The sequence below is a fragment of the Sphingomonas sp. A2-49 genome (assembly GCF_025548555.1).
Classification (GTDB): Bacteria; Pseudomonadota; Alphaproteobacteria; order Sphingomonadales; family Sphingomonadaceae; genus Sphingomonas.
In genome coordinates this window covers 103,770-117,397 of record NZ_JAJLPA010000009.1, presented here as the reverse complement: position 1 = coordinate 117,397, position 13,628 = coordinate 103,770, and the positions used below count along the sequence as shown (strand labels likewise).

Genomic DNA, 13,628 nt, shown 5'->3' with positions numbered 1-13,628 from the left:
AACCGTCAATACGGAAATTGCAGATTTTTGGCAGCGCAGCAAAAAAGGCGCCTGACGGGGCCCGCAACGCGCCTGGCGCCGATGTTGGCGCTCGACCCTCCCTCCGCGGAATCACCGGCTCGGACGTCGGCGATCATCGCGGGTCCGAGAGCCCCCTCGCCCGACCCCCTATTCTCCCGCGCGTGTCAGCAGCGCGAGCGCCTGTTTCAGGTGCGGCGCGTCGATCATCCGCCCGTCGAGCTGCAACGCCCCTGCCCCCGGATTGGCCGCAAAGGCCGCAACCACCGCACGCGCGTCCGCCAGCGCCGCCTCGCTCGGCGAAAACGCCGCATTGATGACCGCCACCTGCGCGGGATGGATCGCCATCATGCCCGTGAAGCCGTCGCGCGCGCCGCGGGCCGCATAGGCCGCCAGCCCGCCCGGGTCGCGGATCGCCGGATAGACCGTCTCGATCGCCGCGACGCCGGCGGCATGCGCCCCCATCAGCGCCAGCGTCCGCACCATTTCGTACGGTGCGGTGTAGCGCCCATCGGCCTCGCGCGCGCTCGACGCGCCGATCGCGGCGGGCAGATCCTCCGCGCCCCAGGTCAGCCCGGCCAGCCTGTCCGCCACCGCGCGATAGCCACCGAGCCCGAAGACCGCGAGCGGCGTCTCGGTCGCCACCGGCAGCACCGGCACGGCGCCGTCCCCCATCGCCGCGACCAGCGTCGCGACGTCCCCGGCGCATTCCGACTTGGGCAGCATCACGCCGCCGGCGCCCCGCGCCGCGACCAGATCGTCGGCGAGCCCGTCGCTGCCCAGCGGATTGACCCGCACGAACCGCGGCACCGTCGCCGGTTCGCGCAGCCAGCGTGCCACCGCCTCGCGCGCCGCCGCCTTGCCCGCGGCCGCAACCGAATCCTCGAGGTCGAGGATCACCGCATCCGCGCCGCTTGCCGCCGCCTTCGCGAATCGCTCGGGCCGATCGCCCGGCACGAACAGCAGCGACCGCAGTCTCATTCCCGTCTCCATGCCATGGTCGTAGCGCGGCCACGGCGGAAGACAATCGCCGGCCGAGCGGTTAGGGCGGCGCGCATGTCCCCTGCCCCCTATGATGCGATCGTCCTCGGTGCCGGTGCCGCCGGCCTGATGTGCGCCGCCGTCGCCGGCCAGCGCGGCCGGCGCATATTGCTCGTCGATCACGCCGACGAAGCGGGCAGGAAGATCGTCATCTCGGGCGGCGGCCGCTGCAACTTCACCAACCTGCACACCGCGCCCGACCGGTATCTGTCCGCCAACCCGCATTTCGCAAAATCGGCGCTCGGCCGCTATACCGCGTCCGACTTCGTCGCGCTGGTCGAACGCCACGGCATCGCGTGGCACGAAAAGACGCTGGGCCAGCTGTTCTGCGACGGATCGGCGCGCCAGATCGTCGCGATGCTGCTCGGCGAATGCGAGGTCGGCCGCGTCGAGCGCGCGTTCGGCACGCCGGTCGGGGAGGTCGGGCACGACGGCACCGCCTTCACGCTGACGCTGGGGCGGCGCACGGTCGCCGCGCCTCAGCTGGTGATCGCCACCGGCGGCCCGTCGATCCCGAAGCTCGGCGCCTCCGGATTCGCCTACGACATCGCGCGGCGCTTCGGACTGAAGGTGGTCGAGCCCCGCCCCGCGCTCGTTCCGCTGACGCTGGGCGGCGACGAGGCGCTGTTCCGCACGCTGTCGGGCGTCGCGGCGGAGGTGGTGGCGAGCGCGGGCAAGGCGCGCTTCCGCGAGGCGGCGCTGTTCACCCATCGCGGCCTGTCCGGTCCGGCGATCCTGCAAGTCTCCAGCTATTGGCGTGCGCGCGAACCGATCGCGATCGATTTCCTCCCCGACGCCACGCCCGACTGGCTGGTCGCCGCCAAGCGCGCCAGCCCGCGCACGACCGCGCGCCGCGCGCTTGCCGCGACCCTTCCCGACCGCCTTGCCGAGGCGCTCGCCGACCGCCTCGCGCTGACCGGCGACCTCGCCAACACTCCCGATCGCCGCCTCGACGAGGCCGCCCGCCGACTGTCGGGCTGGCCCTTCACCCCCAACGGCAGCGAAGGATTCGCCAAGGCCGAAGTGACCGCCGGCGGCATCAGCACCGCCGACCTGTCGTCGCAGACGCTGGAGGCGCGCCGCGTCCCCGGACTGCATGCGATCGGCGAGGCGGTCGACGTCACCGGCTGGCTGGGCGGGTACAATTTCCAATGGGCCTGGGCCAGCGGATGGGCGGCTGCGCAGGCGCTCTGACACGGCAAGCCAGCCCACCGAGTTGCGCATCGCAGCATTTTCGCCTATGTGGGCCCCGCGGCCTCGCTCGGCCTCGGCTTCGCGATCAATGGCGGTGCAGGGTCTTCAAGGGGATATGGCAACGGCCATGATGCGCGCGAGACAAGCGCCACATGCCCGCCGACTGCCACCCGCATTGGCCCGCGATTTTCTGAAATCGCGATCGTACTGTCCCTGCCGCGCCCCAGTTCTGGCCTCGTCGCCATGCTGTCGGGGCGCCGCTTCCATTTAGGTTGCCCGAATGCCATTTTCCTCCTTGCCCCCGCTTCTCGCCGAAGCGCTCGTCGCACGCGGCTATACCGCACCCACCGCCGTCCAGGGTTCGGTGATCGAACCCGAAGCGATGGGGCGCGACCTCGTCGTCTCGGCCCAGACCGGTTCGGGCAAGACCGTCGCCTTCGGCCTCGCCATGGCGGGCGAGCTGATGGCGGACGGCACGCTGCCGCCCCCCGGCCTGCCGCTCGCGCTCATCATCGCGCCGACCCGCGAACTCGCGCTCCAGGTCAGCCGCGAGCTGATGTGGCTGTACAAGGGCGCGCATGCCCGCATCGCGACCTGCGTCGGCGGCATGGATGCCAGCAAGGAGCGCCGCTCGCTCAGCCACGGCGCGCATATCGTCGTCGGTACGCCGGGCCGGCTGCGCGACCACCTCGAGCGCGGCGCGCTCGACCTGTCGGCGCTGCGCGTCGCGGTGCTCGACGAGGCGGACGAGATGCTCGACATGGGCTTCCGCGAAGACCTCGAGGGGATCCTCGACGCCTCGCCGACCGAACGGCGCACGCTGATGTTCTCGGCCACCATGCCGCGGCCGATCGTCGCGCTCGCCAAGCGCTACCAGCGCGACGCGCTGCGCATCTCGACCGTGGGCGAGGATCGCGGCCATGGCGACATCGCCTATCAGGCGGTCACCGTCGCCCCCGCGGACATCGAGCATGCCGTCATCAACCTGCTCCGCTTCCACGAGGCGGAGACGGCGATGCTGTTCTGCGCGACCCGCGACAACGTCCGCCACCTGCACGCCAGCCTGGTCGAGCGCGGTTTCGCCGCGGTGGCGCTGTCGGGCGAGCACAGCCAGAGCGAGCGCAACTCCGCGCTCCAGGCGCTGCGCGACCGGCGTGCGCGCGTCTGCGTCGCGACCGACGTCGCCGCGCGCGGCATCGACCTGCCCTCGCTCAGCCTCGTCGTCCATGTCGAGATGCCGCGCGATGCGGAAACGCTCCAGCACCGTTCGGGCCGCACGGGGCGCGCCGGCAAGAAGGGCACGGCCGTGCTGATCGTGCCCTACCCGCGCCGCCGCCGCGTCGACATGATGCTGAAGCAGGCCAAGATCGCCTGCGACTGGATCCCCGCCCCCAGCGCCGACGACATCCGCAAGCAGGATCGCGAGCGGCTCATCACCACGCTGCTTGCGCCGATCGAATTCGATGACGAGGATCGCGAGCTCGCCACGCGCCTGATGGCCGAAAAGTCGGCGGAGGACATCGCCGCCGCGCTGGTCCATGCGCACCGCGCGCTGATGCCGCAGGCGGAGGACCTGCTCGATTCCGCGGCACCCGGCGCAGGCCAGACCGACCGGACGCAGGGGCACCGCCCGGGGTTCGACGACACGGTGTGGTTCCGCATGGACATCGGTCGCCGCCAGAACGCCGATCCGCGCTGGCTGCTGCCCCTGATCTGCCGCCGCGGCCACATCACCAAGGCGGAGATCGGGGCGATCCGGATCAATCCCAACGACACGCTGTTCGAGGTGCCGCGCACGGTCGCAGACCGCGTCCTCGCCAGCGTCCAGCGCACCGCCAATCCGGAAAGCGACGAGGGCAGCCTCCAGATCGTGCCCTTCACCGGCAACCCGCGCGAAGCCGGCGGCAGCGGCGGCGGCGATCGTGGCCCGCGCCCGCCGCGCGACAATGCCGGCCGTCCGCGCACCGGCGCGGCACCCGCCCGTCACCAGGCCAAGCCCTATCGCAAGGGGCCGCGCGGCTGATGACGACGGGCGTCCGCATCCTCGTCGACGCGGACGCCTGCCCGGTGAAGGACGAAATCTACAAGGTCGCGTGGCGCCGCTGCGTGCCCGTGACGATCGTCAGCAACAGCCACTTCCGCGTGCCGGCGCACCCGCTCGTCACCCGCGTCGTGGTGAGCGACGGCTTCGACGCCGCCGACGACTGGATCGCCGAGCGGTCGGACGCGCAGGCGGTCGTGGTGACCGCCGACATCCTGCTCGCCGATCGCGCGCTAAAATCCGGCGCGACCGTCCTGTCGCCGACCGGCAAGGCCTTCACCACCGCCTCGATCGGCGGCGCGATCGCGACGCGCGCGATTATGGCGGACCTGCGTGCAGGTGGCGACCAGATCGGCGGGCCGAAAGCGTTCGCGCCTGCCGATCGCAGCCGGTTCCTCCAAGCGCTCGACACCGCGCTCGCCCGCCTCCAGCGCTGAGCCGGAACCACGACGGCGGTTCGCCCATTGTCGCGGCATATCCAGCATGGAGATACCGTGATGTTCCGTCCCCTCATGATCGGCGCCGCCCTCTTCGTCGCCGCGCCCGCGCTCGCCCAGATGCAGGCGACCAATCCCGCCGATCGGCCGAGCACGCCGCTGCCCGATGCCACCGCGCAGGACAGCAGCAACGCGCGCAGCGACGCGATCGCCGCGCAGACGGCACCGGGCGTCGCCGCCGCGAACGAGGATGTCGCCGCGCAGGCGAGACTCCAGAGCGGTGCCGCTGCCGCGGTCAACACGGCCAACGACGCGCGCTACCGTGCCGACGTCCGCCGCTATCGCGCCGCGATGCGGACCCGGCGACAGGTCATCGCATCCGACGCCGCGCTCCAGGCCGACCGCGAGCGCGCCTATGCGATGGCGATGTCGGACTGGCGCGAACAGGTCCGCGCCTGCAAGAAGGGGCATAGCCGCGCCTGCAAGCTGCCGACGCCGAACCCCCAGAACTACATGTGATACCGCTGGCGGCGCGCGCCGGTCGCGCGCCGCCCCGGTTCAGCCCTCGTCGCCCATCCTGAGCGCGGCGATGAAGGCTTCCTGCGGAATGCTCACCGAGCCGTACTCCCGCATCTTGGCCTTGCCCTTCTTCTGCTTGTCGAGCAGCTTGCGCTTGCGGCTCGCATCGCCGCCGTAACATTTGGCGGTCACGTCCTTGCGCATCGCGCTGATCGTCTCGCGCGCGATCACCTTGCCGCCGATCGCCGCCTGGATCGGGATCTTGAACAGGTGGCGCGGGATCAGTTCCTTCAGACGCTCGACCATGCCGCGGCCGCGGACCTCGGCGGTGCCGCGATGGACGATCATGCTCAGCGCGTCGACCGGCTCCTCGTTGACCAGGATGCTCATCTTGACGAGGTCGCCCTCGCGATAGCCGATCTGCTGGTAATCGAAGCTGGCATAGCCCTTCGACAGCGATTTCAGCCGGTCGTAGAAGTCGAACACGACCTCGTTGAGCGGCAGTTCGTACGTCGCCTGCGCGCGCCCGCCGACATAGGTCAGGTTCTTCTGGATGCCGCGCCGGTCCTGGCACAGCTTCAGGATGCTGCCGAGATATTCGTCGGGGACGTAGATCGTCGCATTGATCCACGGTTCGCTGATCGTCTTGATCTTGTTGACGTCGGGCATGTCGGCGGGATTGTGCAGGTCGATCTGCGTGATCCCCGCCGGATCGGGATGCGTCAGCTCGATCTGGTACACCACCGACGGCGCGGTGGTGATGAGGTCGAGGTCGTATTCGCGCGTCAGCCGCTCCTGGATGATCTCGAGATGCAGCAGCCCGAGGAACCCGCAGCGGAAGCCGAAGCCCAGCGCGGCGCTCGTCTCCATCTCGAAGCTGAAGCTCGCATCGTTGAGGCGCAGCTTGCTGATGCTTTCGCGCAGCTTTTCGAAGTCGTTGGCATCGACCGGGAACAGCCCGCAGAAGACGACCGGCTGGACCTCCTTGAACCCCGGCAGCGCCTCCGCCGCGGGCCGCTTGGTATCGGTCAGCGTGTCGCCGACGCGCGCCTGCGCGACGTCCTTGATCTGCGCGGTGATGAAGCCGATCTCACCCGGCCCCAGGTCGGTCAGCTGCTCGATCTTGGGGCGGAAGCAGCCGACGCGATCGACGAGGTGCGTCGTGCCGGCCTGCATGAAGCTTACCTGCTGGCCCTTGCGCAGCACGCCTGCCATCACGCGCACGAGGATGACGACTCCCAGATACGGGTCATACCAGCTGTCGACCAGCATCGCCTTCAGCGGCGCGGTCTCGTCGCCGCGGGGCGGCGGGATGCGGGTGACGATCGCTTCCAGGATCTCGTCGATGCCGATTCCCGACTTGGCGGAGGCGAGCACCGCCTGCGACGCGTCGATGCCGATCACGTCCTCGATTTCCTTGCGCACCTGTTCCGGCTCGGCGGCGGGCAGGTCGATCTTGTTGATGACGGGCACGATCTCATGGTCGTGCTCGATCGACTGATAGACGTTGGCGAGCGTCTGCGCCTCGACGCCCTGTGCCGCGTCGACGACCAGCAGCGCGCCCTCGCATGCGGCAAGGCTGCGGCTGACCTCATAGGCGAAGTCGACGTGCCCCGGCGTATCCATCAGGTTGAGCGTGTAGGTGATGCCGTCGCGCGCGGGATAGGACAGGCGCACCGTCTGCGCCTTGATCGTGATGCCGCGCTCCTTCTCGATATCCATGTTGTCGAGCACCTGGCTCGACATCTCGCGGTCCGTCAGCCCGCCCGTCCGCTGGATCAGGCGGTCGGCCAGCGTCGACTTGCCGTGGTCGATGTGCGCGATGATGGAGAAGTTACGGATCGTGGAAAGCGGAGTCATGCCGGCCCCCTAGCAGGGAGATGGCGGCTTGCCAAAGGCGACGCGTCGCTCAGCCGGCAGACAGCGTGCCGATCGCGCGCAGTGCGTCCAGATAGCGTTTCGAACCCTGTCCGGACACCAGCGCCCAGCGCACGCCGCGCTCGTCGAGGATCGCCCGGCTGAGGTCGAAGAAGCGGCGCCTCGCGGCTTCGGCACCGAACATGCGGGTGCCGTCGTCGATCCATGGCAGGTCGATGTCGAACAGCAGGTACAGGTCCGCCGTATTGTCCCAGGTGGCGAACCACGGGTCGCGGCGGCCGAACATCATGTCCGCCCACACCATCGTCATCAGCGGATCGGTATCGAGGATGACGGGCCGCTGCCGTTCGGCGAGCGCGCTGCGCACCTTGGCGTCGTGTCCCTTCCCGATCTCGACCAGGTCGGCCATCGTCAGGTCGGTGCCGAACGCCTCGCAATAGGTGCGGCCGAATTCCGCGACGCAGGGAACGCCGCCGAAATGCTGCGCCAGCCGCGGCGCCATCGTCGATTTGCCGGTACTCTCGGGACCGTGCAGGCAGATCGAGCGCGGCGGCGTCATGCCGGCACCGGGCGCAGCGCCGCACGTCGCCATCCGACGAGGCCGTAGACCGACAGGCCGAGCAGCACGACATACAGCGCACAGGTGAACCACAGCCCCTTGGCGGCGTACAGCGGCACGCTGGCGAGGTTGACCGCGATCCACACCCACCAGCTTTCGATCGCCCGCCGCGCCTGCATCACCTGCGCGGTGGCGGACGCGATCGCGATCCCCGCGTCCCACCACGGATAGGAGGCATCGGTATAGCGGTGCATCAGCATGCCCCAGGCGGCACAGCCCGCCGCGCCGCCCGCCAGCCACGCCAGCCGCGTCGCGGGATCGAGCCGCTCGACGACCACCTCGCCCGCCTCCGCGCGGCTGCGCGCCCAATTGGCCCAGCCGTACAGGTTGGCCGCGAAGAAGAAGCCCTGGAGCAAGGCGTCGCTGTACAGCCGCGCATCCGCGAATACCCAGGCATAGAGCGTCACCGCCACCAGCGCGACCGGGTAGTTCCAGACATGCCGCCCCGCGACCAGCGCGACGTTGACGACGACGAGCCCGGCGGCGACCGCTTCGACAGAGGCAGGCATGATGCTCACCGCATCGTGCCTAGGGCCTTGCGACGCGATTTCGCAAGCCCATGATTCCGGTGCTTGCATCCCCTCCGGGGCGTGGCTATAGGCGCGCCTCCAAGCACGGTCGGCCCCGAAAGGGACCCGTCGGCCGAACTCCGTCGGGGAGTAGCTCAGCCTGGTAGAGCACTGTCTTCGGGAGGCAGGGGCCGGAGGTTCGAATCCTCTCTTCCCGACCATTTCCATCGCTTCGGCGGCGGATTGCCTGGTATCCAGGAGCGGTGCCCGAACCGCTCCCAAGCGCCCGTAGCTCAGCTGGATAGAGCATCAGACTACGAATCTGAGGGTCGGACGTTCGAATCGTTCCGGGCGCGCCATTTTCCAACGAGTAACCGGGGCCGCAGCTTTGGTGGACAAGAGCTGGGGCGTCGCCCCCACGACGACGCCGTCCTTTCGCGTCCGGAGCAACGCCGGCCCCGACCAGCGCGCGGCCGAGCGGGCGCAGGCGCGCGAGGCGCGGGCCCGCGAGCATGCCGCCGCCACCGAACGGCGCCTGCAAGCGCGCACCGCCGATCGCGACGCGGATATCCGCGCACGCGAGGCGGCGCGGCTCGCGCGGCGCGAGGACGAGGAACGGCAGGCGCAGGGGGATCCGCATGCCGCCGCCGCACGGCGACGGCGCGGCTCGGGACGCAAGGACGTCGTGCGCGAACAGCGTGATACGCGTGGTTACGCGACGATCGTCGATGTCGGGCGGATGCGCGCGCTGGCGCAGCGGGGGGCGTCGATCGCGGGCCTCGCGGGCGCGTTCGGCATCACCGAGGCGGAGGTCGAGGCCGCGCTCGCCGGCGACTGAGCACCGGCGGACGATCGCGAAGGGCGGGCCGCGCGATCGGCCCCGCTCTCCGGCGTGCGGGATCAGGCGGCGCGGGCGAGGTCCGCGGTTGCGACGCGGTCGTTGGCGACGGCACGATCCGCACGGACCGACGGCACGGACACGCGCGCGGACAGGGCGTGCTGACGGCGATAGGATACGAGAGCGGCGATCAGGCTGAACACGATGATTTCTCCTGGGGAAAAGCGTTGCTGCAACGCAGCATTCGCACGCCATATGTTGCCGGGAGGTAAGTGCGGCAATTGCAATTTGGCGGCTGACGATTGCACCGCGCGCAATCGCGTCGGACGGCGATGACGACGGCGCCGGGGACGACACGATCTGCTTTCCGCCTCAATTCCCGCGGCTTGGCGCATTTACGGACAGGGATCGCTTGATCCGGGCGGCAAACGGAACGAAACGGGGCCATGGCCGACGACGACGTGCCCGTGCAGCGCAAGGTGATCCATGTCGACATGGACGCCTTCTTCGCATCGGTCGAACAGCGCGACGATCCCGCGCTGCGCGGACGTCCCGTCGCGGTCGGCGGCTCGCGCGCCCGCGGCGTGGTCGCCGCGGCGAGCTACGAGGCGCGGGCCTTCGGCGTCCGCAGCGCGATGCCGTCGGTCACCGCGATCCGGCGCTGTCCCGACCTCGTCTTCGTCCGCCCGCGGTTCGACGTGTACAGCGGCGTGTCGCGACAGATCCGCGCGATCTTCGCCGACTATACCGACGCGGTCGAACCCCTGTCGCTCGACGAGGCCTATCTCGACGTCACCGACGACCGCCGCGGACTGGGATCGGCGCGCGCGATCGCCGAGGAGATCCGGGCGCGCATCCGCGCCGACACCGGCCTCACCGCGTCCGCGGGCGTCAGCTACAACAAGTTCATCGCGAAACTCGCCTCCGACCAGAACAAGCCCGACGGCATCTGCGTCATTCCGCCGCACCGGGGCGCCGCCTTCGTCGCCTCGCTGCCGGTCAAGCGCTTCCACGGCGTCGGCCCCGTCACCGCCGGGCGCATGGAGCAACTGGGCATCCATACCGGCGCCGACCTGCGCGACCGGCCGCTCGCCTTTCTCCAGGCGCATTTCGGCTCCTATGCCGACTATCTGTACCGTGCGGCGCGCGGCGAGGATCACCGGCCGGTGCGCGCGCATCGCCAGTCGAAGTCGGTCGGGGCGGAACGGACGTTCGAAACCAACCTGACCGATGCCGCCGACCTGCACGCCGCGCTCGCCCGCGTCGCGGAGGCGGCATGGGTGCGGATCGACCGGTCGGGCACGCGGGGCCGCACCGTGACGCTGAAACTGCGCCACGCGGATTTCCGCACGATCACCCGCGCCCGCTCGCTCGCCACGCCGGTCGCGGATCAGGCGGCGTTCCTCGCGATCGGCGACGACCTGCTCGATGCGCAGCTCCCCGTGCCGGACGGCGTGCGCCTGCTCGGGCTGACGCTGTCCGGGATCGTCGGCGACGCGCCCGACGGCGACGACGCGCAGCCGAGCCTGCCGCTGTAGCGCGCAGCGGCGCGGGGGACCGCGATGGACGGTTGCGTCGCGCGGCGCTTTCCGGTACCGGCACGCGCTTCCACGCTCATGGCTGGATGCTTGCGGGAGGGCGTTCGCGCCCGTCTGGACCGCTAAACTTGAAACGAGAGTGACATGGCAAAAAAGATCACAGGTTACATCAACCTGCAGGTTCCTGCAGGCGACGCGAAGCCCGCGCCCCCGATCGGCCCGGCGCTGGGTCAGCGCGGCGTCAACATCATGGAATTCTGCAAGGCGTTCAACGCGCAGACGACCGACATGGACAAGGGCACGCCGCTGCCCACCAAGATCACCGTCTATGCCGACCGTTCGTTCTCGTTCGAGATCAAGACGCCGCCGGCTTCGTTCCTCATCAAGAAGGCCGCCGGCCTGAAGTCGGGCTCGAAGGAGCCGGGCAAGGTCGTCGCCGGCAAGATCGCGCGCAGCAAGCTCGCCGAGATCGCCCAGACCAAGATGAAGGACCTGAACGCCAACGACATCGAGGCTGCGACCAAGATCATCGAAGGCTCCGCCCGCGCGATGGGCCTCGAAGTGACGGAGGGCTGATAGCATGGCCAAGCTGACCAAGAAGCAGAAGACCAATGCGGTGAACCCGGAGACGCTGCACGGCGTCGACCAGGCGATCGCGATGGCCAAGCAGAACGCCACCGCCAAGTTCGACGAGACCATCGAGGTCGCGCTGAACCTGGGCGTCGATCCGCGCCACGCCGACCAGATGGTCCGCGGCGTCGTGACGCTGCCGGCCGGTACCGGCAAGACCGTCCGCGTCGGCGTGTTCGCCCGCGGCGCGAAGGCCGAGGAGGCGCTGGCCGCCGGTGCGGACGTCGTCGGTGCGGAAGACCTGATGGAAACCATCCAGGGTGGCACCATCGACTTCGATCGCTGCATCGCGACCCCGGACATGATGGGCGTCGTCGGTCGCCTCGGCAAGGTGCTGGGCCCCAAGGGCCTGATGCCGAACCCGAAGCTCGGCACCGTCACGATGAACGTGGCGGAGGCCGTCAAGGCCGCCAAGGGCGGTCAGGTCGAGTATCGCGTCGAGAAGGCCGGCATCATCCACTCGGGCATCGGCAAGGCGTCGTTCACGCAGGAAGACCTGCGTCGCAACTTCGACGCGCTGGTCGATGCGGTCGTGAAGGCCAAGCCGTCGGGCGCCAAGGGCAAGTATGTCCGCAAGGTCGCCGTCAGCTCGACGATGGGCCCGGGCATCCGCGTCGACACCGCCGAGGTCGCCGGCGCGTAAGCGTACCGGTCACACGGAAAGACGGAGAGGGCCGGGAGCGATCCCGGCCCTTTTCGTGTGGGAACGGGACGTTCCGGTAACCCGGCCCCGATCGATCGTCATGGCGAGCGCAGCGTCATAACCCCGGGGGTCCTGGTCCGGCTGGGGATTGCTACGCCGCGATCGCGATGACGGTGCGCGTCACCTCACTCCGGAAAATCGGCGCCCAGCGACTGGTCGCGACGGCCCTCGATCTCCGCCAGCCGTTCCCTGAGTTTGGCGGTCACCGCGTCGAAGCCGAACTTGCCCAGCACCAGATGGCGCGGCGGGTTGGGCTCCTCGGTCACCGCGATGATCGCCTCGCCCGCGCGCACCGGGTCGCCGGGCTGCTCGCCGCTATAGCCCTTCGTGCTGTCCAGCCGCGCGCCGGCGGTGTCGGCATAGTCGACGATCGTCACCGGCGTCTGCTGCAACGACCGGCCGGCCCAGTCGGTGCGGAACGGGCCGGGCTCGACGCAGGTCACCGCGATGCCGAGCGGCCCGACCTCCGCGGCAAGGCTGTCGGACCAGCCCTCGACCGCATGTTTGGACGCCGCATAATAGCCCGATCCGGGAAAACCGACGAGCCCGGCGACCGAGGTGAAGTTGACGATATGCCCCTGCCGCCGCGTGCGCATGCCGGGCAGGACGGCACGGGTGAGCGCGAACAGGCCGAAGACGTTGGTGTCGAATTGCGCGCGGATGGCATCCTCCTGCCCTTCCTCCACGCTCGCCTGATAGCCGTAGCCGGCATTGTTGACGAGCACGTCGATCCGCCCGAACCGGTCCTCCGCAGCGGCGACCGCTGCTGATATGTCGTGGCCGTCGGTCACGTCCAGCGCGAGCGCCAGCGCGCGATCCCCACGCCCCTCGACCAGATCGGCGACCCGCGCCGCGTCACGCGCGGTCACCACCGCCCGCCAGCCGCGATCGAGCACCAGCCGCGCAAGGTCGCGACCGAAGCCGGTGGAACAGCCGGTGATGAACCACACGGGCGAATCGGGAAGCGTCATGTCGGGGAACCTCGGCGGAAAGCGGATGTCAGGCGGCAATGCCGTACCCGCCCTTCCGGTTCCCCCGCGCCCCCGCTATCGCATCCCGCCGTCGGTGGAGCGGGCGGCGCTGCCGTCGAGATGCGCGCCGATGACCGCGAACGGGCGCGACAGCACGCCGCTCACCTCGCTCGCCAGGATCAGCGCGACGGCAACGACGACGGCGATCGCCACCGCGAACTGGAACGCCCGCGCGAAGCGGCGGCTGCCGGCCTCGCGGTCCGCGATCGAGACGCTCGGCCGGTCGGCATTGCGCCGGTCCGTGCCGCTGCGGGTGTCGGGCTTGTGCGCGGGCGGACGCGCGGCGACGATCCCGTCGATATCGATCCGGTCCTGTGTCCGGATGCCGAAATACAGCCCCTTCTGCCAGACGACGCGCCCGACGATGACGTGATGGATGCGGCGGATCTCGACGATGGTGCCGGTGCGGCATTCGGTTTCGCTGGTCGCAAGCAGGCCGCGCGACGACATGTTGTGGATCGTCACGTCGCCCCAGTCGGCGCCGCACCGCATGCGGGCGCGGACCAGAACCTTGCGGCGCGGTTCGCGCTGCCTCACCGGCGGCGACCGAAGCGCGCGGGACGCGGGACAGGGACGGCGGCGTTCATTCCGTCATCCCTGCCCCACCGATCTTTAACGGGAAGTAACCAACC

General features: G+C 69.8%; 15 protein-coding genes and 2 tRNA genes. 10 read left to right on the top strand and 7 right to left on the bottom strand.

What is annotated here, in order from left to right; genetic code table 11:
- Window positions 1–168: 168 nt before the first annotated feature.
- Window positions 169–999, bottom strand: coding sequence for an HpcH/HpaI aldolase/citrate lyase family protein (locus tag LPN01_RS10045; protein WP_262828257.1), 831 nt, complete (start codon window positions 997–999; stop codon window positions 169–171).
- Window positions 1,000–1,074: 75 nt separating this feature from the next.
- Between LPN01_RS10045 and LPN01_RS10040 the strand changes: the two genes are divergently transcribed.
- The 4 genes from LPN01_RS10040 to LPN01_RS10025 all read left to right on the top strand — a co-directional run bounded on the left by LPN01_RS10040 (window position 1,075) and on the right by LPN01_RS10025 (window position 5,250).
- Complete coding sequence (locus LPN01_RS10040; protein ID WP_262828256.1) at window positions 1,075–2,253, top strand: NAD(P)/FAD-dependent oxidoreductase; 1,179 nt, start codon at window positions 1,075–1,077, stop codon at window positions 2,251–2,253.
- Window positions 2,254–2,533: 280 nt separating this feature from the next.
- Complete coding sequence (locus LPN01_RS10035; protein ID WP_262828255.1) at window positions 2,534–4,276, top strand: DEAD/DEAH box helicase; 1,743 nt, start codon at window positions 2,534–2,536, stop codon at window positions 4,274–4,276.
- The gene (locus LPN01_RS10030; protein WP_262828254.1) at window positions 4,276–4,731 is read left to right on the top strand and encodes a YaiI/YqxD family protein; all 456 of its coding nucleotides are present in this window, start codon (window positions 4,276–4,278) and stop codon (window positions 4,729–4,731) included. The genes LPN01_RS10035 and LPN01_RS10030 overlap by 1 nt, the downstream gene beginning before the upstream one ends.
- Window positions 4,732–4,791: 60 nt before the next feature.
- Complete coding sequence (locus LPN01_RS10025; protein ID WP_262828253.1) at window positions 4,792–5,250, top strand: hypothetical protein; 459 nt, start codon at window positions 4,792–4,794, stop codon at window positions 5,248–5,250.
- A gap of 39 nt (window positions 5,251–5,289) precedes the next feature.
- On the opposite strand, the gene lepA is transcribed toward LPN01_RS10025, so the two are convergent.
- The 3 genes from lepA to pnuC are packed head-to-tail and all read right to left on the bottom strand — an operon-like array spanning window position 5,290 to window position 8,256.
- The gene (gene lepA, locus LPN01_RS10020) at window positions 5,290–7,110 is read right to left on the bottom strand and encodes a translation elongation factor 4 (protein ID WP_262828252.1); all 1,821 of its coding nucleotides are present in this window, start codon (window positions 7,108–7,110) and stop codon (window positions 5,290–5,292) included.
- Between the two features lie 49 nt (window positions 7,111–7,159).
- Entirely contained in the window at window positions 7,160–7,687 is a 528-nt protein-coding gene (locus LPN01_RS10015; RefSeq protein ID WP_262828251.1) for an AAA family ATPase, read from the bottom strand.
- Window positions 7,684–8,256: a nicotinamide riboside transporter PnuC gene (gene pnuC / locus LPN01_RS10010; protein ID WP_262828249.1), complete on the bottom strand. Its 573-nt coding sequence runs from the start codon at window positions 8,254–8,256 to the stop codon at window positions 7,684–7,686. Before pnuC ends, LPN01_RS10015 begins: the two co-directional genes overlap by 4 nt.
- Before the next feature lie 144 nt (window positions 8,257–8,400).
- On the opposite strand from pnuC, the gene LPN01_RS10005 reads away from it, so the two are divergent.
- From LPN01_RS10005 to LPN01_RS09995, 3 genes are all read left to right on the top strand, one after another.
- Window positions 8,401–8,477, top strand: a tRNA-Pro gene (locus tag LPN01_RS10005).
- Window positions 8,478–8,538: 61 nt separating this feature from the next.
- A tRNA-Arg gene (locus LPN01_RS10000) sits at window positions 8,539–8,615 on the top strand.
- 32 nt (window positions 8,616–8,647) lie between these two features.
- Entirely contained in the window at window positions 8,648–9,094 is a 447-nt protein-coding gene (locus LPN01_RS09995) for a hypothetical protein (RefSeq protein WP_262828248.1), read from the top strand.
- A 62-nt stretch (window positions 9,095–9,156) separates the two neighbouring features.
- Here the strand turns inward: LPN01_RS09995 and LPN01_RS09990 are convergent, their stop codons facing one another.
- The gene (locus LPN01_RS09990) at window positions 9,157–9,297 is read right to left on the bottom strand and encodes a hypothetical protein (RefSeq protein WP_262828247.1); all 141 of its coding nucleotides are present in this window, start codon (window positions 9,295–9,297) and stop codon (window positions 9,157–9,159) included.
- Between the two features lie 243 nt (window positions 9,298–9,540).
- Here LPN01_RS09990 and dinB point away from each other — a divergent pair, with 243 nt between their 5' ends.
- The 3 genes from dinB to rplA all read left to right on the top strand — a co-directional run bounded on the left by dinB (window position 9,541) and on the right by rplA (window position 11,905).
- Window positions 9,541–10,632, top strand: coding sequence for a DNA polymerase IV (gene dinB, locus LPN01_RS09985; RefSeq protein ID WP_262828246.1), 1,092 nt, complete (start codon window positions 9,541–9,543; stop codon window positions 10,630–10,632).
- Window positions 10,633–10,776: 144 nt separating this feature from the next.
- Complete coding sequence (gene rplK / locus LPN01_RS09980) at window positions 10,777–11,208, top strand: 50S ribosomal protein L11 (protein WP_017978227.1); 432 nt, start codon at window positions 10,777–10,779, stop codon at window positions 11,206–11,208.
- A gap of 4 nt (window positions 11,209–11,212) precedes the next feature.
- Window positions 11,213–11,905: a 50S ribosomal protein L1 gene (gene rplA / locus LPN01_RS09975; protein ID WP_262828245.1), complete on the top strand. Its 693-nt coding sequence runs from the start codon at window positions 11,213–11,215 to the stop codon at window positions 11,903–11,905.
- Between the two features lie 185 nt (window positions 11,906–12,090).
- On the opposite strand, the gene LPN01_RS09970 is transcribed toward rplA, so the two are convergent.
- Both LPN01_RS09970 and LPN01_RS09965 read right to left on the bottom strand, forming a co-directional pair.
- The gene (locus tag LPN01_RS09970) at window positions 12,091–12,936 is read right to left on the bottom strand and encodes an oxidoreductase (protein ID WP_262828244.1); all 846 of its coding nucleotides are present in this window, start codon (window positions 12,934–12,936) and stop codon (window positions 12,091–12,093) included.
- 75 nt (window positions 12,937–13,011) lie between these two features.
- Window positions 13,012–13,533 carry a PilZ domain-containing protein gene (locus LPN01_RS09965; RefSeq protein ID WP_262828243.1) on the bottom strand — a complete coding sequence of 174 codons (522 nt, stop codon included), beginning with the start codon at window positions 13,531–13,533 and terminating at the stop codon, window positions 13,012–13,014.
- Between the last annotated feature and the right edge of the window lie 95 nt (window positions 13,534–13,628).

What these genes read in the sequence shown, in the direction of transcription:
- LPN01_RS10045 (WP_262828257.1), bottom strand. Translation starts at nt 999, where the DNA reads ATGAGACTGCGGTCGCTGCTGTTCGTGCCGGGCGATCGGCCCGAGCGA.
- LPN01_RS10040 (WP_262828256.1), top strand. Translation starts at nt 1,075, where the DNA reads ATGTCCCCTGCCCCCTATGATGCGATCGTCCTCGGTGCCGGTGCCGCC.
- LPN01_RS10035 (WP_262828255.1), top strand. Translation starts at nt 2,534, where the DNA reads ATGCCATTTTCCTCCTTGCCCCCGCTTCTCGCCGAAGCGCTCGTCGCA.
- LPN01_RS10030 (WP_262828254.1), top strand. Translation starts at nt 4,276, where the DNA reads ATGACGACGGGCGTCCGCATCCTCGTCGACGCGGACGCCTGCCCGGTG.
- LPN01_RS10025 (WP_262828253.1), top strand. Translation starts at nt 4,792, where the DNA reads ATGTTCCGTCCCCTCATGATCGGCGCCGCCCTCTTCGTCGCCGCGCCC.
- lepA (WP_262828252.1), bottom strand. Translation starts at nt 7,110, where the DNA reads ATGACTCCGCTTTCCACGATCCGTAACTTCTCCATCATCGCGCACATC.
- LPN01_RS10015 (WP_262828251.1), bottom strand. Translation starts at nt 7,687, where the DNA reads ATGACGCCGCCGCGCTCGATCTGCCTGCACGGTCCCGAGAGTACCGGC.
- pnuC (WP_262828249.1), bottom strand. Translation starts at nt 8,256, where the DNA reads ATGCCTGCCTCTGTCGAAGCGGTCGCCGCCGGGCTCGTCGTCGTCAAC.
- dinB (WP_262828246.1), top strand. Translation starts at nt 9,541, where the DNA reads ATGGCCGACGACGACGTGCCCGTGCAGCGCAAGGTGATCCATGTCGAC.
- rplK (WP_017978227.1), top strand. Translation starts at nt 10,777, where the DNA reads ATGGCAAAAAAGATCACAGGTTACATCAACCTGCAGGTTCCTGCAGGC.
- rplA (WP_262828245.1), top strand. Translation starts at nt 11,213, where the DNA reads ATGGCCAAGCTGACCAAGAAGCAGAAGACCAATGCGGTGAACCCGGAG.
- LPN01_RS09970 (WP_262828244.1), bottom strand. Translation starts at nt 12,936, where the DNA reads ATGACGCTTCCCGATTCGCCCGTGTGGTTCATCACCGGCTGTTCCACC.